The 17040-nt window shown below is 70.6% G+C and carries 14 protein-coding genes and 1 pseudogene; 11 read left to right on the forward strand and 4 right to left on the reverse strand.

Annotation, left to right across the window (positions count from 1 at the left end; genetic code table 11):
* Window positions 1-87 precede the first annotated feature (87 nt).
* Complete coding sequence (gene dnaB / locus ABR737_RS23665; protein ID WP_350256900.1) at window positions 88-1545, forward strand: replicative DNA helicase; 1458 nt, start codon at window positions 88-90, stop codon at window positions 1543-1545.
* A 56-nt stretch (window positions 1546-1601) separates the two neighbouring features.
* On the opposite strand, the gene ABR737_RS23670 is transcribed toward dnaB, so the two are convergent.
* Complete coding sequence (locus ABR737_RS23670; RefSeq protein ID WP_350252106.1) at window positions 1602-2567, reverse strand: NADP-dependent oxidoreductase; 966 nt, start codon at window positions 2565-2567, stop codon at window positions 1602-1604.
* A gap of 144 nt (window positions 2568-2711) precedes the next feature.
* On the opposite strand from ABR737_RS23670, the gene ABR737_RS23675 reads away from it, so the two are divergent.
* From ABR737_RS23675 to ABR737_RS23700, 6 genes are all read left to right on the forward strand, one after another.
* Window positions 2712-3686: a GlxA family transcriptional regulator gene (locus tag ABR737_RS23675; protein WP_350252107.1), complete on the forward strand. Its 975-nt coding sequence runs from the start codon at window positions 2712-2714 to the stop codon at window positions 3684-3686.
* A gap of 115 nt (window positions 3687-3801) precedes the next feature.
* Entirely contained in the window at window positions 3802-5034 is a 1233-nt protein-coding gene (locus tag ABR737_RS23680; RefSeq protein WP_350252108.1) for a DNA polymerase III subunit beta family protein, read from the forward strand.
* Window positions 5035-5113: 79 nt separating this feature from the next.
* Entirely contained in the window at window positions 5114-5851 is a 738-nt protein-coding gene (locus ABR737_RS23685) for a hypothetical protein (protein WP_350252109.1), read from the forward strand.
* A gap of 72 nt (window positions 5852-5923) precedes the next feature.
* Entirely contained in the window at window positions 5924-7387 is a 1464-nt protein-coding gene (locus tag ABR737_RS23690) for a serine hydrolase domain-containing protein (RefSeq protein WP_350252110.1), read from the forward strand.
* A 101-nt stretch (window positions 7388-7488) separates the two neighbouring features.
* Complete coding sequence (locus tag ABR737_RS23695) at window positions 7489-8625, forward strand: pyridoxal-phosphate-dependent aminotransferase family protein (protein ID WP_502964495.1); 1137 nt, start codon at window positions 7489-7491, stop codon at window positions 8623-8625.
* A gap of 607 nt (window positions 8626-9232) precedes the next feature.
* Window positions 9233-9988, forward strand: coding sequence for a TetR/AcrR family transcriptional regulator (locus ABR737_RS23700; protein WP_350252112.1), 756 nt, complete (start codon window positions 9233-9235; stop codon window positions 9986-9988).
* A gap of 33 nt (window positions 9989-10021) precedes the next feature.
* Here ABR737_RS23700 and ABR737_RS23705 read toward each other — a convergent pair whose 3' ends face one another.
* Both ABR737_RS23705 and ABR737_RS23710 read right to left on the reverse strand, forming a co-directional pair.
* The gene (locus ABR737_RS23705) at window positions 10022-10474 is read right to left on the reverse strand and encodes a GNAT family N-acetyltransferase (protein WP_350252113.1); all 453 of its coding nucleotides are present in this window, start codon (window positions 10472-10474) and stop codon (window positions 10022-10024) included.
* A gap of 141 nt (window positions 10475-10615) precedes the next feature.
* Entirely contained in the window at window positions 10616-11146 is a 531-nt protein-coding gene (locus tag ABR737_RS23710) for a MarR family winged helix-turn-helix transcriptional regulator (RefSeq protein WP_350252114.1), read from the reverse strand.
* A 144-nt stretch (window positions 11147-11290) separates the two neighbouring features.
* Here ABR737_RS23710 and ABR737_RS23715 point away from each other — a divergent pair, with 144 nt between their 5' ends.
* Both ABR737_RS23715 and ABR737_RS23720 read left to right on the forward strand, forming a co-directional pair.
* On the forward strand, window positions 11291-12511 hold the full coding sequence (locus ABR737_RS23715) for an MFS transporter (protein WP_350252115.1): 1221 nt from the start codon (window positions 11291-11293) through the stop codon (window positions 12509-12511).
* Window positions 12512-12647: 136 nt separating this feature from the next.
* Window positions 12648-13083 (forward strand): annotated as a pseudogene (locus ABR737_RS23720) (GlcG/HbpS family heme-binding protein).
* 53 nt (window positions 13084-13136) lie between these two features.
* Here the strand turns inward: ABR737_RS23720 and ABR737_RS23725 are convergent.
* Entirely contained in the window at window positions 13137-13703 is a 567-nt protein-coding gene (locus ABR737_RS23725) for a DUF2269 domain-containing protein (RefSeq protein ID WP_350252116.1), read from the reverse strand.
* Between the two features lie 243 nt (window positions 13704-13946).
* On the opposite strand from ABR737_RS23725, the gene ABR737_RS23730 reads away from it, so the two are divergent.
* Complete coding sequence (locus tag ABR737_RS23730; protein WP_350252117.1) at window positions 13947-14582, forward strand: HAD family hydrolase; 636 nt, start codon at window positions 13947-13949, stop codon at window positions 14580-14582.
* A gap of 451 nt (window positions 14583-15033) precedes the next feature.
* Window positions 15034-17010 carry a globin domain-containing protein gene (locus ABR737_RS23735; RefSeq protein ID WP_350252118.1) on the forward strand — a complete coding sequence of 659 codons (1977 nt, stop codon included), beginning with the start codon at window positions 15034-15036 and terminating at the stop codon, window positions 17008-17010.
* The last annotated feature ends 30 nt before the right edge of the window (window positions 17011-17040 follow it).

Below are 17040 nucleotides of genomic sequence, written 5' to 3' on the forward strand. Positions count from 1 at the left end.
TGTCAGAGCTGTGCCGTAAGAAAGAACAGCACAGCAAGGTCCGCGCCGCGGACGGGAGGAGGTGCCGGGGTGAGCATTCCCGAGCCCATGGAAGACCCCTGGGCGGACTCCGGTCCCAGCGACCTGCTGCCGGCCGCCCGCTCCCGGCGGGGCGAGGGCAAGGGACGCGGCCGCGGCGACCGTCAGGAACGCGACGACGACGGCGGATCCTGGACAGGCGGCTTCGAACGCGTCCCCCCGCAGGACCTGGATGCCGAGCAGTCCGTGCTCGGCGGCATGCTGCTGTCCAAGGACGCGATCGCGGACGTCGTCGAGGTCCTGAAGGGTGAGGACTTCTACCGCCCCGCCCATGAGCTGGTCTACCAGGCGATTCTCGATCTGTACGCCAAGGGCGAGCCCGCCGACCCGATCACCATCGCCGCGGAGCTGACCAAGCGCGGCGAGATCGCGCGGGTCGGCGGTGCCTCGTATCTGCACACCCTCGTCCAGTCCGTACCGACCGCGGCGAACGCCGAGTACTACGCCGAGATCGTCCATGAGCGTGCGGTGCTGCGCCGGCTGGTCGAGGCCGGCACCCGTATTACGCAGATGGGATACGCCGCGGACGGCGATGTCGACGAGATCGTCAACAGCGCCCAGGCGGAGATCTACGCCGTCACCGAGCAGCGGACCAGTGAGGACTACCTTCCGCTCGGCGACATCATGGAGGGCGCCCTCGACGAGATCGAGGCGATCGGCTCGCGCCAGGGCCAGATGACGGGTGTGCCGACGGGCTTCACCGACCTGGATTCCCTGACGAACGGCCTGCATCCCGGCCAGATGATCGTGATCGCGGCCCGTCCCGCCATGGGTAAGTCGACCCTGGCGCTGGACTTCGCGCGGGCCTGCTCGATCAAGAGCAACCTGCCGAGCGTGATCTTCTCGCTGGAAATGGGGCGCAACGAGATCGCGATGCGTCTGCTGTCCGCCGAGGCGCGGGTCGCGCTGCACCACATGCGCTCCGGCAGCATGACGGACGAGGACTGGACGCGGCTGGCGCGCCGGATGCCGGATGTCTCCGCCGCGCCGCTGTACATCGACGATTCGCCGAACCTCTCGATGATGGAGATCCGCGCCAAGTGCCGCCGGCTCAAACAGCGCAACGAACTGAAGCTGGTGGTCATCGACTACCTCCAGCTGATGCAGTCCGGCGGCTCGAAGCGCGCCGAGAGCCGCCAGCAGGAGGTCTCGGACATGTCCCGAAACCTCAAGCTGCTGGCGAAGGAGCTGGAGCTCCCGGTGATCGCGCTCTCCCAGCTGAACCGTGGTCCCGAGCAGCGCACGGACAAGAAGCCGATGGTCTCCGACCTGCGTGAATCCGGTTCGATCGAGCAGGACGCCGACATGGTCATCCTGCTGCACCGCGAAGACGCCTACGAGAAGGAGTCCCCGCGTGCCGGCGAGGCCGACCTGATCGTGGCCAAGCACCGTAACGGCCCCACGGCGACGATCACGGTCGCGTTCCAGGGTCACTACTCGCGCTTCGTGGACATGGCGCAGACGTGAGGGAAGCGTCCACGGCGCCGCCCCGGGCATGACGGACGCGCCGCGGATGACTGCCGTCAGGGCGTGACGGACAGGACGATCTTTCCGGTGGTGCGGCCGGTCTCGCCGAGAGCGTGGGCCTTTGCGGCTTCCTCCAGTGGCACCACGGTGTCGACGGTGACCTGCAGCTTTCCGCTGTTCACCAGGTCTGCGACGGCGCGCAGACCGGCTTGGTCGGGCTCCACGAGCATGAACCCGGCGCGCACTCGTGCCTCGCGCGCCTGCGCGGCCGGGAAGGAGTCGTCCAGCGGCAGGATCGACACCAGCGTGCCGCCGGGGCGCAGGGTGCGCAGCGAGCGGGCGCCGTAGTCGCCGCCGATGGTGTCGAGGACGATGTCGATGTCGCGCACCGTCTCCGCGAAGTCCTGCTGGGTGTAGTCGACGATTTCATCGGCGCCGAGGCCGCGCAGGAAGTCGTGCTTGGCCTGCCGGGCGGTGCCGATGACGTATGCGCCGCGGGCCTTGGCGATCTGCACGGCCAGGTGGCCGACTCCGCCGGCCGCGGCGTGGATCAGCACTCGCGCGCCGGGCCGGATGTCCGCGGTGTCGACCAGGGCCTGCCAGGCAGTCAGGGACGCCAGCGGGAGGGCGGCGCCCCGGACGTGGTCCAGGCTCGCCGGGAGGTGGGCGAAGTGGCGCGCCGGGGCGGTGACGTACTCCGCGTAGGCCCCGGCGGGGTGCGGGAAGCGGGGCATGCCGAAGACCTTGTCGCCCGGCGCGAACACGCTCACACCGAGCCCGACCGCCTCGACCACGCCCGAGACATCGAAGCCCAGAGTGAAGGGGGTCTTGGCGCCGCTCAGGAACTGGCCCTGGGTGCGGCTCTTCCAGTCGGTCGGATTGACGCCCGCGGCGTGTACCCGGACCAGGATCTCCGTCGGGCCGGGCACCGGACGGTCGGTGGTGATTATCTTGAGGACGTCGGGGCCACCGGCGGTGTCCTGGCTGACGGCACGCATCTGCGGGGTCCGGGTCTCGGACATGGGGTCTCCTTTTCACGGTGCCTACGGCGGTGACCGGGCATGCGCGCCGCTGGTCGGGCGCGGTTTCCCGGGGTGCTGCCAGCTTTGCCCGGCAGGCGCGGAACCAGCGGTGTCCAGATGGCCAACGTGTGAAAGAATCGGGTCATGCATCGCGTTGGTGTTCTCGCTCTGGACGGTGTCGTCCCCTTCGAGCTCGGGATCCCCGCGCGGATCTTCGGCGCCGCGCACAGCGCCACCGGTGAGGCCCTTTACTCCGTGGTCACCTGCAGTCCGGACGGACGCCCCGTGAGCGCCCAGGCCGACTACGACATCGCGGTCTCCGAGGACGCCTCCGTGCTCGCGAGCGTGGACACCGTCGTCATCCCGCCGTCCCACGCGCTGGGCTCGATCACCGAGGACGGCCGGCTGCCCGACGAACTGCGCAAGGTCCTGGAGCACGTACGGCCCGGCACCCGGATGGTGGCGATCTGCACCGGTGCGTTCGTGCTGGCTGCCGCCGGGTTGCTCGATCACCGGCCGGCCACCACGCACTGGCGGGAGGCCGCGCAGCTGCAGCGCCTGTTCACGACGGTCCGCGTCGACCCCAATGTGCTCTTCGTCGATGACGGAGATGTCCTCACTTCCGCCGGTGCCGCCGCCGGTGTGGACCTGTGCGTGCACCTGGTGCGCCGTGACCACGGCAGCGCCGTCGCCAACGAAGTGGCCCGTCTGTGTGTGGTGCCGCCATGGCGGGACGGCGGTCAGGCCCAGTTCATCCGGCTGCCTGTCCCCGGTCCCTCGGCGGGTGGCACCGCGGCCACCCGCGCATGGGCCCTGGAGCGTCTTGGCGAGCCGCTCACGCTGAACGCCCTCGCCTCGCACGCCCGGGTCAGCGTGCGCACCCTCACCCGGCGGTTCCGTGACGAGGTCGGTATGAGCCCAGGTCAGTGGCTCGCCGTCCAGCGCGTCGAACGCGCCCGGCATCTGCTGGAGACCACGGACTGGTCCATCGACCTCGTCGCCCATCACGCAGGCTTCGGCACCGGTACCTCCCTGCGCCAGCATCTGCACGGCGCGGTGGGGGTGTCACCGCAGACGTATCGGCGGACGTTCCGGAGCGCGGCGGCGCTGACTGTCTGAGGGGATGCCGGGCGGGGCGGGTCCGGGGGTAGGGCCGGTGGACGGGCTGGGCCGGCCGGGACGGGGGGCCACGCACCTTGACCTTCAGGTTGGTTGAAGCTCCACCATGGCGTTCATGGACGACACCGAAGAGCTGCTGACCATTGGCGCCTTTGCCCGTCGGGTGGGGCTCGCGCCGAGTGCCCTGCGGTTCTACGACGACTGCGGGGTGCTGCGGCCGGCGAGGGTGGACACCGTGACGGGGTATCGCCGCTACGGGGCCGGGCAGGCGGCGCGCGCGGTGAAGCTCCGGCAGTTGCGTGCCGCGGGGCTGCCGCTGATGGATGTCGCGGTCGTGCTGGACGGCCCGGCGCAGGCGGCGCGGGAGGTCCTGCGGACTCACCTGGAGCGGACGCGGCGGACGGCGGACGAGGCCCGGGCCGTGGTGGAGGGGTTTCTGCGGGAGGCAGCCGGCACGGGGGAGGACCGCGGGAGCCGGGCGCGGGCGTGGGTAGGCGGGGCCGAACTCGCCAGTGCGGTACGGCAAGTGGCGCCCGCGGCGGCGACCGGGGAGGCCCGGGAGCAGTTTCCGGTGCTGGGTTGTGTGCTGCTCGAACTCGCCGACGGCGAGGTGCGATGGGTGGCGACGGACCGCTACCGGCTCGCAGTGCGGGTGCTGCGGCCGGCCGCGTTGGAGGGCGGGCCGCGGCAGGTGCTGATCGGTGCGGACCGGGCGCGGGACCTGGCGGAGTGGGCCGTACGGCAGATGACGATCGAGGTGGAGTGCCCGGGGGACACGGCGGGAGTCCGGCTGTGGAGCGGGGCGGACCGCCGGGAAATACCCGGGGGCCTGGGCGAGGGGTCGGCCCATGGCGGGGGACCGGGCGGGTTTCCGGACTACCGCCTGCTGTTGGCGGGCCTGGAGGCGGTGCGGCACCGGCTGATTGCCGACCGGGTGGGGTTGCGGGACGCCGTGGCCGGGCGGGCCGGGGCGGTGTCGTTGTCGGTCGGGGCGGTGCCCGGGGAGCCGGATGACGGCGGTGGCCCGGCGCATCCGGACACCTCCGGGGACGCGATGCGGTACGCGGCAGGGCAGGTGCTGGAGGTGGCGGGCGGGGGCCGCGAGCCAGTCCGGATACGGACGGTGCATACGGGGCCTGGGCTGCGGATCGCCTTCGATCCGGCCGTACTGGTGCCCGCGCTGGAGGCCGGAGTGGGGCCGGGTGTGCTGCTGGAGATCACTTCGGCGGACCGGCCCGTCGTGGTCCGCTCCGCCGACCAGGGAAGTTTCATGACATGGGTGATGCCGGTGCGCAAGTGCGCGGCTGCTGAGCGCGCCGACACTGCTCGCACCACATCCCGAATCTGAGCGAGAAGACCCGGCGACGACTGCTGAGTTGCCGTGCTGACGAGGCCTTACGAGGCCTGATGAGGGCTGATGAGGGCTGATGAGAACTGCCGAGGGGAGTGGGACGGTGGATCCGGAACTGCCGGTGGTGCGGCTGTGTGTGGAGGGGATGCGGGCCGAGGCGGAGGGGCGGTCCGCGCATGCGCTCGACCTCTTCCAGCAGGCCTGGGACCTCGCTGCCGACGACTACGAGGCGTGCATCGCGGCGCACTATCTGGCCCGGCACCAGAACTCGCCGGAGAAGACGCTCCGTTGGAACCAGGAGTGTCTGGACCGCGCCGGCCGGGTGGGGGACGAGCGGGTGGACGGGTTCTATCCGTCGCTGTACGTGAACATGGGGCACGCCTGCCGGCGGCTCGGCCGGACCGCCCTTGCGCACACATATTTCGCGCGGGCCGCTGAGCGGGTGGGCGACGCCCCCGAGGGGCAGTACGGCGACTGGAACCGGTTCGCGATTGCGGAGGGTTTGCGTGAGACGGCGCCCGGTGGTGCCGGCGACGTCCGTGAGGGAGAGGACGACGCCGGTGAGGATCCGGCGCGGCGGAACCTCGACGAGGAGGTCGACGGGCGGGTGCGGGCCTTGTTGTCGCGGTGGTGCGCGCGGGCCGATCTCAAGGCGCTGGGGCTGACGCTCCCCGCGTACCTCGGATACCTCGGGACGGATGAGGACCGTGTACGGCTGCGGGCCGCGCTCCACATGGTGCATGCCGCGCGATGGCTGCCGGAGGAGGAGCAGACCGAACTGGGCGCGCTGACCGGGGCGGCGGCGCTGCGGTGATGCGGCGAGGATAGGGCCCGGCCGAACCGAGGATGGGGCACGGCCGAACCGGATCCGCTGTTGAGGAGCGCCATGACCATCGGAGAGCCCACGGAGTCCCACGAGCCCGGGTGGGCCGGTCACGGGCCGGAGGCGGCCGCTGTGCCCGGCGAGTTCGCGGAGTTGCTGCCCGGGACGCGGCGGGCCTTGCTGCACCGGCTGGCGGTGGGGCAGGCCGAGGGGCGGGCGCCTTCCCTGATGGGTGCGGTCGTCCGCGGGAGGCGGACGGTGTGGACGGCGGGCCGGGGCTCGGTGGAGGGGGAAGCGCCGCACGGCGAGGCTCCGCACGGCGAGGTGCAGTACCGGATCGGTTCGCTCACCAAGACCTTTGTCGCCGTGCTGGTCATGCGGCTGCGGGACGAGGGGCTACTGCGCCTGGAGGACCCCGTCGGCAGGCATCTGGACGGGACTCCGGTGCCGGACGCGACGATCGCTCAACTGCTCGCGCACAGTTCGGGACTGACGGCCGAGGCACGAGGGCCGTGGTGGGAACGGACCGCCGGTGCCCTGCGGCCCGAGCCGGCCGACCTCTTCGGTGAGCGGCCGCAGCGGCTCCCCGCAGGGCGGCGTCACCATTACTCCAACCCCGGCTACGCACTGCTCGGCGCGCTGGTCGAACGGTTGCGAGGCGGAACCCCGTGGGGCGAGGTGCTGCGGCACGAGGTGCTGGAGCCGCTGGGCATGGGGCGTACGACGCTGGGTCCTGAGCGTCCGTACGCGAGTGGCTGGGCGGTCCACCCGTGGGCTGACGCCGTGCTGCCGGAGCCGGCCGAGGACACCGGTTTGATGGGCCCCGCGGGGCAGTTGTGGTCCACTGCCGAGGACCTGTGCCGGTGGGCGGCGTTTCTGCTGCGGGGCGACGAGCGGGTGCTCGGTGCCGCGAGCCTGGCCGAGATGCGGAGGCCGGCCGTCCCGCCGGAGGGGAACGCATGGGACGCCGGGTACGGACTGGGCCTTCAGCTCGTCCGGCGCGAAGGACGGCTGCTGGCCGGGCACGTCGGTTCGATGCCCGGGTTTCTGGCGGCGTTGTGGACCGACCCCGAGGAGGACGTTGCCGGGATCGTGCTCGCCAACTGCACCTCGGGCCCGGCGGTCGCGGCCCTCGCCGCCGAGCTCGCCGGGATCGTGAGCGAGCTGGAGCCCCGGATCCCCGAGCCCTGGCGCCCGATGCCCGGGCCGCTGGATCCGGAACTGCTGGCGCTGACCGGGCCCTGGTACTGGGGCGCGAACCCGCACCTCCTGCGGCTGCGGGCCGGGGGCGGCCTGGAGCTCACACCGCTGTCCGGAACAGGACGGCTCTCACGGTTCCGAGCCGAGGAGGACGGCACATGGACGGGGCTGGACGGCTATTACGCGGGCGAGACGCTTCGCGTCGTGCGGGAACAGGACGGGTCGGTGAGTCATCTGGATCTCGCTACCTTTGTGTTCACCCGCGGGCCGTACGAGCCGTCGGAAGCGGTGCCCGGTGGGGTGGATCCGCAGGGCTGGAGGGTGTGAGGCCTGTACGGCGGGGGCCCGGGACGCGGACGTACAGTCGAACCAGATGTCAGGAGCCGCGCCGAGTCGGCTCGCTACCGCTGGAAGGCCCTGTGACTGCTGTGTCTGACCCGACCGCGAACGCCGCCGCCCCGGATCTGCTCGACCTGCCGCCCCTTACCGCGGGCCACTTCGCGCGGATCGAGGACAAGATCGCCGCCCTGATGGACACCCGCTGCGATGTGGTGGCGATGCAGGGCGAGGCACTGCTGCCTCTGGAGGCCTGTATTCGCTCGGCAGTGCGGCCTGGCAGCACCGCGCTCAACATCATCACCGGACCGTATGGCGAGACGTTCGGCGGCTGGCTGCGCTCCTGCGGAGCCGAGGTGGTCACCGTCACCGCGCCGTTTACGGGTGCGGTCGACCCGCGGCAGGTGGCGGAAGCGTTGGAGAAGCACCCCGAGATCGACTTCGTGAGCCTGGTGCACGCGGAGGCAGCCACCGGCAACACCAACCCTGTCGCGGAGATCGGCCGAGTGGTGCGGGAGCACGGCGCGCTGCTGATGCTGGACGCGGTCGCGTCGGTCGGCGCCGAGCCGCTGCTCACCGACGCATGGGGCGTGGACCTGTGTGTGATCGGCGGGCAGAAGGCGATGGCCGGGCCTGCCGGGGTGTCGGCGGTCTCGGTCAGTGCCCGTGCGTGGGAGCGGATCGCCGCCAACGAGCAGGCTCCGCGGCGCTCGTACCTCTCGCTGCTGGACTGGAAGGAGCGCTGGATCGACGGTGGACGTACGGCGCTGCCGCATGCCCCGGCGCAACTGGAGATGCTGGCGCTGGAGCAGGCCACGGACCGTCTGCACGCCGAGGGCCTGGATGCCGTCATCACCCGGCACCGGGCGGCGTCCGCGGCGACCAGGGCCGGCGTGCGGGCGTTGGGTGGCCTTGCTCCCTACGTCGTACGCGACGAGGACGCGGCGCCGGCCGCCACGACGCTCCGTGCGCCTGAGGGACTGGACGCCCGGGAGATCGTGACCGCCGCGCTCGGGGTGGAGGCAGCGGTACCAGTGCAGGCGGCGGCGGGTGCGCTGGCCAAGGAGATGATCCGGGTGAACCACTATGGCCGCGCCGCTGACCGGGCGGTGGTCATGGCTTCGCTGGCGGCACTGGCGGGCGGGCTGCGTGCGCTGGGTGCGTCCGTGGATGCCGAGGGCGCGGCGCAGGCGGCCGGCGCAGCGTGGGACGCGGTGGCTGCACGCTGAGGCGGGCCTGCGCCCAGCCGTAGGGCGCAGGGCGAGTGATCGCGGTGGGGTCGGTTTCACGTGAAACCGACCCCACACGTGCGTCTGGAAGCGGTGTCGTTTCACGTGAAACACCCAGGCCCGCGGGGGGTGCCCCCCGAAGGCTTCAAGTTCTCCAACCGCTCTTTCTTTTAGGTGAGTTGAGAGCTGCCGACCGGAGGAAGTCGAGAGGCGTCGCTCTCCATGGAGCCGGCGTCGGCGGCATCGCGACCGGCGGTCATCTGGTCTGTCGCCTGTCAGGACTGGTCTGTCGCCTATCAGGAGTAGCCCGGTGGCGTGCCCGGGGCTCCCGAGGCAGGTTGGACGCAAAAGCCGCCTCAAGCCGCCTCAAGCGCCTCGCGACGCGTAGGCGCCGGCGTTCGCCTTGCGGCCTCGTTCCAGCGGGTCGGTCCTGCCGCCGGCCCGACTGTCCGCGCGGACGTCGACTGCGGGTCCCTTTCTCCGGCCGCCGCGCCGCTGAGGCTCTGAACGATCTTGCTGAAGCCCTCCCATAGAATCGGAACGAGCAACCCGTTTGAAAGGGCGGGATGCGCGCACCGGGTATCGACGTTTCTCAGGAGGTCCGGCGGTGATCCAGGGTGGTGCCACACGCCCCCGTGCGGATGCGCGGCGCAACAGGGCGCTGGTGCTCCAGGCGGCTCGATTCGCCTTCGAGGAGCAGGGGTTGGGGGTACCGCTCGGAGAGATCGCGCGCCGTGCGGGCGTCGGTGCGGGAACCGTCTACCGTCATTTCCCCTCCAAGGAAGCCCTGTTCAGGGCGACGATCGTGGAGCGGATCGAGCTTTTCACCGATACTGCAAGGGACTTGGCCGAGGCGCCGGACCCTGGTGCGGTGTTCTTTCGCTTCCTTTCCTCCGTGGTGCGGCTCGCCTCACGGAACAAGGCGTTGTGTGACGCATTGGAAGCCGCGGGTGCGGGCCGTTTCGAACCGTCGCCGGGGGTCGGTCAGGACTTCGACGACGCGCTGGAGGTCCTGCTCAGGAGGGCTCAAGAGGCAGACGCCGTACGACGGGACGTCGGCATAGTGGATCTCAGGTCGCTGCTGGTGGGCTGTCTTTCCATGGAGCGGGCCCGGGCGGCAACCGGTGCGGAGCCGACGGAGCAGGGCCGGATGACGGCGTTGATGTGCGATGCACTGCGGCCGCCGCACGCCGTCACGGCCGTAACGAAACTCCCGATGGAGTCCATGAAGCGTAACGAAGTGCGGTGTGGGGTGTGCGGCGCGGCGATATCGGCGGCGCGTACGGGCCGGCCCGCGCGCTACTGCGGCGGTGCCTGTCGGCAGAAGGCACACCGGACGCGGGGACGCACACCGCAGACGTGATCAGGCGAGGCCGCGCACCGGCAGCCGCGCTGCTCAGAGCGGGAGCTTGAAGCCCAGGTGGGAGGCCTCGAAGCCGAGGCGCTCATAGAAGCGGTGCGCGTCGATGCGGGTCGCGTCCGAGGTGAGCTGGACCATCTGACAGCCGAGCGTGCGGGACTCCGCGACCGCCCACTCGATGAGTTGGGTGCCGAGGCCGCTGCCGCGCTCGTCGCGGTGGACCCGTACCCCCTCGATGATCGCTCGGGTGGCGCCGCGCCGGGACAGGCCGGGGATGACCGTGAGCTGAAGCGTGCCGACCGTTCGCCCCTCGCGGACCGCGACGATCTGGTGCTGCCGCGGGTCGGCGGCCAGGGCCTCGAACGCGGCGCGGTACGGAGCCAGGTCGTCCGGCGATTCGCGGGCGGCGCCCAAGGGGTCGTCGGCGAGCATCGCGATGATGGCGGGCAGGTCGGCCTCGGCCGCACGGCGTATCTCGATATCGCTCATGGGCGTGACCTTATGCCGTGCGATCGAGGGTGCGGCAGGCAGGCAGCCGTGCCCCGTCCAGCAGCGTGGCCCCCAGCAGTCGGCCCGGCGGGCCCGGTCCGGCTCGTCGGCCCCGACACGCCCATCCCCCGGCTGTCGGCGTCACTCCGGCGGTGCGAGCGTTTCGACGGCGGTGACCAACGGCGCCAACTCGGGTCGCTGTGCGGCGTCCTGGAGGGCTTCACGCAGTGCGCCGTCGTGGGTGGGCCGGGCCTCCACCAGGAGCGCGAGGCCGTCGGGCGTCACATTGGTGTAGATGCCGCGCCGGTCGTCGGGGCACAGGTAGCGCGAGAGCAGTCCCCGCTCCTCGAGCCGCGTTACCAGGCGGGTCGTGGCGCTCTGGCTGAGGACGACGGAGTCCGCGACCTGGTGCATCCGTAGATGGCCGCCGGGGCCGTCGTGCTGCTCGCTGAGCACATTGAGGACCGAGAACTCTCGGACGCTGAGGCCGTGCGCCTGCAGGGCGCGTTCGATGTGGGACTCGATGCGGCTGTGCAGCGCGGAGAGCGCGCACCAGCCCTGCGCCAGTCCAGGGGCCGGTGCCGGCGGGCAACCGGGGGCGGCCGGTGCCGCCGACTGCGGTGCCTCCGCCGTCTCCTGCTGCTCCTCTATCTCCCGCGTCTGCTGCGTCATCGACGACCTCCTCAAGGGCGCCCCATGGGCGCACTACCCCAGGATAGGGCACCGGTGAAATATACGGCGCTTGCAATTAACCCGCGCCTGCAATTATTGTCTACGCTTGTAAGAGACGGACGCAATCATCTGAAGGGATCCGTCATGCCTCTCGCACTCCTGGCTCTCGCCATCGGTGCCTTTGGGATCGGAACGACCGAGTTCGCGGTCATGGGCCTGCTGCCCGACATGGCGGCAGGTTTTGGTGTCTCCATCCCGCTCGCCGGCTACGCGACCACGGTCTATGCCCTCGGTGTGGTCATCGGAGCGCCCCTGATGACCGCCGTCGGTACGCGCTTCACCCGCAAGCAGATGCTGATGCTGCTGATGGGCCTGTTCATCGTGGGCAACCTGCTCACGGCCATCGCACCCAACTTCGGGATCATGCTCGCCGGGCGGATCGTGGCCGCGTTCACGCACGGCGCGTTCTTCGGCATCGGCGCGCTCGTCGCCGCCGACCTCGTTGCGCCCGAGAAGCGCGCCACCGCCATCTCGCTGATGTTCAGCGGCCTGACCATCGCCAACGTCGTGGGCGTACCGGCCGGCACCATGCTCAGCCAGCAGTTCGACTGGCGCACCACCTTCTACGCCATCACCGCGCTCGGTGTGCTCGGCCTGCTGGGCATCGCCAAGCTGGTCCCGGCGCAGCGGGCGAAGGCGGCCTCTCCTCTGGGCAGCGAACTCGCGGTGTTCCGCAACCCGCAGGTCGGTCTCGCGATGTTGATGACGATCCTGGGCTTCGGCGGTGTCTTCGCGGCCGTCACCTACCTCGCCTCGATGATGACCGAGGTCACCGGCTTCGCGCCGTCCTCCGTGATCTGGCTGACGGCCGTCTTCGGCCTCGGCATGGTCGGCGGGAACCTGGTCTCCGGCCGCTTCACCGACCGCGCCATGATGCCGATGCTGTTCGTGTCGATGACCGGTCTGGCGCTGTCGCTGGCCGCGTTCAACTTCACCGCGCACCACAAGACCGCCGCCATCGTCACCATTGCGCTGATCGGCATCTTCGGCTTCGCCACCGTTCCGCCGCTGCAGAAGCGGGTGATGGACCAGGCGGCCTCGGCGCCCACCCTCGCCTCGGCCGGCAATATCGCGGCCTTCAACTTCGGCAACGCGCTGGCCGCCTGGCTCGGCGGGATCGTCATCTCGGCCGGCCTCGGCTACACCGCGCCCAACTGGGTCGGTGCGCTGATGACCGTCGCGGCGCTGGGAGTGGCGATATTCGCCACCGCGCTGGAGCGGCGTCAGACAGCCCGTGGCCGTGTGGTGGCCGCCGGCGGAGCCCACGCGACCGCCGACGAGCCCGTAGCGGCGGCGCACGGCTGAGGAGTCGCGCCGTAGCGCACCCCCGAGTCACCGGCGTATGGGCATCACCGGACCAACGAGCACCCACCAGCGCACCACACACCTCAGCAACCACCACGCACCCCCAGCACCGCCACACACCCACGAAAGAGTCCTCATGAGCACCACCACCTCTGCTGCGCCCGCCCCCACCGTCCGTCCGCTCACCACGCGCGATGCCGAGGGCCTGATCGACGCCGCCGTTCGTGCCGCCGAAGGCATCGGCGTGCGGGGCAGCGTGACCGTTCTGGATGCGGGTGGTCAGCTGCCGGGACGACGCGGCCGTGCTGATCTCGGGGGAGACCAGCACCCGCAAGGCGTACACGGCACTGCAGTTGGACGCCCCGACCGCTGACCTGGTCGAACTCGTACGGCCCGACGGGCTCTTCCACACCCTGCCCACGGCACTGGACCGGCCGCTGCTCTTCCTCGCGGGCGGTGTGCCGCTCCACCGGGACGGCCGGCTGATCGGCGCGCTCGGCTTCGGCGGCGGTGCCCCCGAACAGGACCACCGGATCGTCACCGGGGCGATAGCGGAGGTCGGCCTCGCCTGACGACGCTCCTTCCGCGGCCAGGGTGTGTCTTCCTGATCACCGCGGGCCTGTCGTCAATGGCCCTTGCGGACGCCCGCGCCCTCGATACCGCTCTTTCGTGCGCGGCCGGCGCGGGCCTCGGCCGACTGTGCCTCGCGCAGTCGGCTGCCGCGCCTGGTGAGCCCCCAGGGCTTGAGGACGGAGATCGCGGTGATGAACAGGTAGGTGGCCGTGGCGACCGCAGGCGCGACGACGAGGTTGATGTCCGGGTGCAGGGTGCCCGCGGCGGCCTCGGCGGCGAGGTCGTTGATACCGGGCCGGAGTGAGAACACCGACAGCAGCACGGTGAGGAGCGTCAGCCAGAACTTGACGTAGACCCAACGGTGTCTGGCCAGTCCCCAGGCGGTGCGCAGCGACAGCACCAGCCCGCTGACCAGCGAGACCAGCGCGACGGGGAGGATCAGCCAGTCACCGAAGATCTTCATGGCCCGGTAGGCGACGGCGGCCATGTCGGGGGAGCCGGTCGTGTAGCCGGTGACGCTGAGCGCGAGCAGCCCGAGGGTCAGACCGAGCCAGCTGACGGAAACGGCGATGTGAAGGACGAGGAGGGCCCGGCGGGCGGGTCGGCTGAGCTGCTGCATGGCGTCCACGGTGGCGCCGTGTGCCCCGCGGTACATCTGCCGCCGGGAGTATCCGCACGTACGCGGGCTTGAGTACGTCCCGACGTGCCGTGCCGGACACGGCTCGCCCCCGGGGCGCCGCCCGGGCCCCGATCGTACGGGGCCGGTCGTTCCCCCTCGGGTCCGCCGGCCGCGCGGACCCGGATGCATCTCTTCTCGCTCCCGCTCTCGCCTGCCGCCCTCGCGCCTCCTAGGCTCCCGGGCATGGGCAAGCTGCATCTGTTCGACATGGACGGGACTCTGCTCCATGAGTCCGCGGCCGCCGTTGAGATCTCCCGGCAGCTCGGGCTGGACCGGGAGATCGCTGAGCTGGAACGCGGATTTATCGCGGGTGAACTGACTCCCCTGCACTTCGCGCAGCGGGCATGTGACCTCTGGGCCGCCGAGTTGACCGAACTCACGGTGGCCGCTGCTTTTGACGGCTCACCCTGGCTGACCGGAATCCGGGAAGTCTGGGCGGATATCCGGGCGCGCGGCGAACGGTGCGCGGTGATTTCTCTCTCGCCGGGCTTCTTCGTCGAACGGCTGCTGGTCTGGGGCGCCGACACGGCACACGGTTCCCGCTGGCCCGCGTTGCCGATCCGCGAGGCGGTGGAGCCGGCCGGCATCCTCTCTTCGGCGGCGAAGGTACGGATCGCGGACGAACTCTGTGTGCGGTACGGGCTGACCCGAGCCGACTGCGTGGCATACGGCGACTCCATGTCGGACACCGAACTGTTCGCCGCAGTTCCGCAGTCCGTGGCCGTGAATGCGGATCACCATGTCAGTGGGCTGGCCTCATATGCGTACGCGGGCAGCGATCTGCGGGAGGCATACGAACTGGTGCGTACTGGCCGGTAATTCCGAGCTCGTCCGACGGATTCGTCCACTGTGTACGCGGAAAATGCCGTCTGTGGGGAGGATCACTGTTATCGGAAGGGCCGCGTGGAGTGTTCCAAGATCAGGGCTTGTGGTTTCAACTGCTGCCGGTATGGTCGACTCCGACTTGGCGGAAGCATGGATTCCGGCGGTGCGCGAAGGGTGAGCTCAAAGCTCGTCAGCCTAGCGGCGAAGCAGCCCTCGACACCCGGACTTCCGACTATTTGTCCGATCTGGTGAGCAGGGATGGCATGCTGCTGACGCGGCATCTGCTCCGCATTGTCGCAAGGGAGTGAGATTTGTCCGCTTTGGAGGGTGTTGCCGGAGTCGCTTGAGTCGATGAAGAATTCCGGGGCAGGGCGGGGGAATTCCGCGCACTTCCGTTCCACGGAAGTGCGAAGACAACCGAAAGACGTTCGAGGCGAGGCAGACCATGGACGCTCCGACCACCACGTCGGCCGATAGTGGCTCTTCCGGCGGGAGCGGTGGCGAATGGGGTTGGTTCACTCCACCGGCGACGAAGTCCTCCGGAGAACAGCAGGAACGGCAAAACAGCCAGGACCGGCAGCAGAACCAGGACGCCCAGGCAGAACCGGGCGACCGGAGTGAACACCACGACCACGGCGATCCCAGAGACCACAGAGACCACCACGAGTGGAACGAGAGAGAGGAACGGAACGACCGGGAACAGATACCCAGTCGGCCGGTCAACCCGATCCGGCCGGTAGGCACTGCCGCCGCGCGCGAGCGGGAGACGGAGCCGTCGCAGGCACCTCCGCCGCGACACGAAGCGGGCCCGCCGCCCGTGGCAGCCGGCTACCCCGAGCAGCCCTTTCCGGCCGGCTACCCCGCGCAGCCCTTCCCGGCCGGCTACCCCGCGCAGCCCTTCCCGGCCGCCTATCCCGAGCAGTCCACTGCAGCCCCAGAAGACCCTGCAGCACCAGAAAGCGCCGCGCCGGCCCCCGCCCCGCCACGCCGCGAGGCCGAGCCCGCCTGGGGTGGCGAGCCGCCCATGGAGCGCCGGCCGGTCTGGGAGCGCGTACCCGCCCGGGGCCGGGAACCCGAGCCCGTACACGAAACGGCGCGCGCCATGGGAGCGCCCGCGGGAGGCACCCTCACCGGTGGCGCGCCCGCTGCGGCACCGGCGCCCCAGAACGAGGCCCCCGCCGCCGCGCCCTCTGCCTTCACCCCCAAGGCGCGTCCCGCGGCCCCCGCCCCGGCGCCCTCTCTCGACGCCCTGCAGGCCTCGGCCTCGTCCGCCACGCCCGCCTCCCCCGATGCGATGCTCATCCGTCGCACCATGGCGGAAATCGAGCCTGTGGCCGACAAGGTCACCTCGTACTTCTACGCGCTGCTCTTCGTCCAGTACCCCGATCTGCGGGCGCTGTTCCCCGCATCGATGGACACCCAGCGCGACCGGCTCTTCAAGGCGCTGCTCACCGCCGTCCAGCATGTCGACAACGCCGAGGTGCTCACCGCCTACCTGGCGAACCTCGGTCGCGGTCACCGCAAGTACGGCACCCAGCCCGATCACTACCCGGCCGTCGGTGAATGCCTGCTCAACGCGCTCGCACGCTATGCGACGTCCAGTTGGGGGCCTGAGACGCAGGCCGCGTGGGTACGGGCCTACACCGCGATCTCGCAGATCATGATCGATGCAGCGGCCGAGGACGAGGCCGTGGCGCCTGCCTGGTGGCAGGCCGAGGTCGTCTCGCACGAGCTGCGGACGCCCGATATCGCGGTGGTGCTGGTCCGTCCTGACCAGCCCTACCCGTTCCTCGCGGGGCAGTACGCGAGCGTGGAAACCCCCTGGTGGCCACGGGTCTGGCGGCACTACTCCTTCGCTTCCGCACCCCGCTCCGACGGTCTGCTCTCCTTCCACGTCAAGGCGGTCCCGGCGGGCTGGGTCTCCAACGCCATGGTCCACCGCGCCCGCCCCGGCGATGTCATCCGGATCGGTGCTCCCGGCGGCTCGATGACCGTCGACCACAGCAAGCGCAGCGGTCTGCTGTGCGTCGGCGGCGGCACCGGCATCGCCCCCATCAGGGCGCTGGTCGAGGACGTCGCAGAACACGGTGTCCGGCGCCCCGTCGAGGTCTTCTACGGTGCCCGCAGCGACCACGACCTCTACGACCTCGACACCATGCTGCAGCTGGAACAGACCCACCCGTGGCTCTCCGTGCGCCCGGTCGTCGCCAGCGGACCGGCGGCCCGCGGCGGAACGAGCAGCGAGAGGGGGCAATTGCCTGAGGCGGTCCGGCAATACGGTCCTTTCCGGGAATACGACGCTTATCTTTCCGGGCCGCCAGGGTTGATCCGCAGCGGTGTGGACGCTTTGGTAGGGGTCGGCATTCCGACCGAGCGCATACGGCACGACTCCGTGGAAGAGCTGGTCACGGCGGGAGATTGAGGTCTTGGCAGCACAGGTCGAACACGGTCC

It is taken from the genome of Streptomyces sp. Edi2, assembly GCF_040253635.1.
GTDB lineage: Bacteria > Actinomycetota > Actinomycetes > Streptomycetales > Streptomycetaceae > Streptomyces.

Excerpts from the sequence above, each read along its gene's own strand:
- dnaB (WP_350256900.1), top strand. The coding sequence starts at position 88 with ATGGAAGACCCCTGGGCGGACTCCGGTCCCAGCGACCTGCTGCCGGCC.
- ABR737_RS23670 (WP_350252106.1), bottom strand. The coding sequence starts at position 2,567 with ATGTCCGAGACCCGGACCCCGCAGATGCGTGCCGTCAGCCAGGACACC.
- ABR737_RS23675 (WP_350252107.1), top strand. The coding sequence starts at position 2,712 with ATGCATCGCGTTGGTGTTCTCGCTCTGGACGGTGTCGTCCCCTTCGAG.
- ABR737_RS23680 (WP_350252108.1), top strand. The coding sequence starts at position 3,802 with ATGGACGACACCGAAGAGCTGCTGACCATTGGCGCCTTTGCCCGTCGG.
- ABR737_RS23685 (WP_350252109.1), top strand. The coding sequence starts at position 5,114 with ATGAGAACTGCCGAGGGGAGTGGGACGGTGGATCCGGAACTGCCGGTG.
- ABR737_RS23690 (WP_350252110.1), top strand. The coding sequence starts at position 5,924 with ATGACCATCGGAGAGCCCACGGAGTCCCACGAGCCCGGGTGGGCCGGT.
- ABR737_RS23705 (WP_350252113.1), bottom strand. The coding sequence starts at position 10,474 with ATGAGCGATATCGAGATACGCCGTGCGGCCGAGGCCGACCTGCCCGCC.
- ABR737_RS23710 (WP_350252114.1), bottom strand. The coding sequence starts at position 11,146 with ATGACGCAGCAGACGCGGGAGATAGAGGAGCAGCAGGAGACGGCGGAG.
- ABR737_RS23715 (WP_350252115.1), top strand. The coding sequence starts at position 11,291 with ATGCCTCTCGCACTCCTGGCTCTCGCCATCGGTGCCTTTGGGATCGGA.
- ABR737_RS23725 (WP_350252116.1), bottom strand. The coding sequence starts at position 13,703 with ATGCAGCAGCTCAGCCGACCCGCCCGCCGGGCCCTCCTCGTCCTTCAC.
- ABR737_RS23730 (WP_350252117.1), top strand. The coding sequence starts at position 13,947 with ATGGGCAAGCTGCATCTGTTCGACATGGACGGGACTCTGCTCCATGAG.
- ABR737_RS23735 (WP_350252118.1), top strand. The coding sequence starts at position 15,034 with ATGGACGCTCCGACCACCACGTCGGCCGATAGTGGCTCTTCCGGCGGG.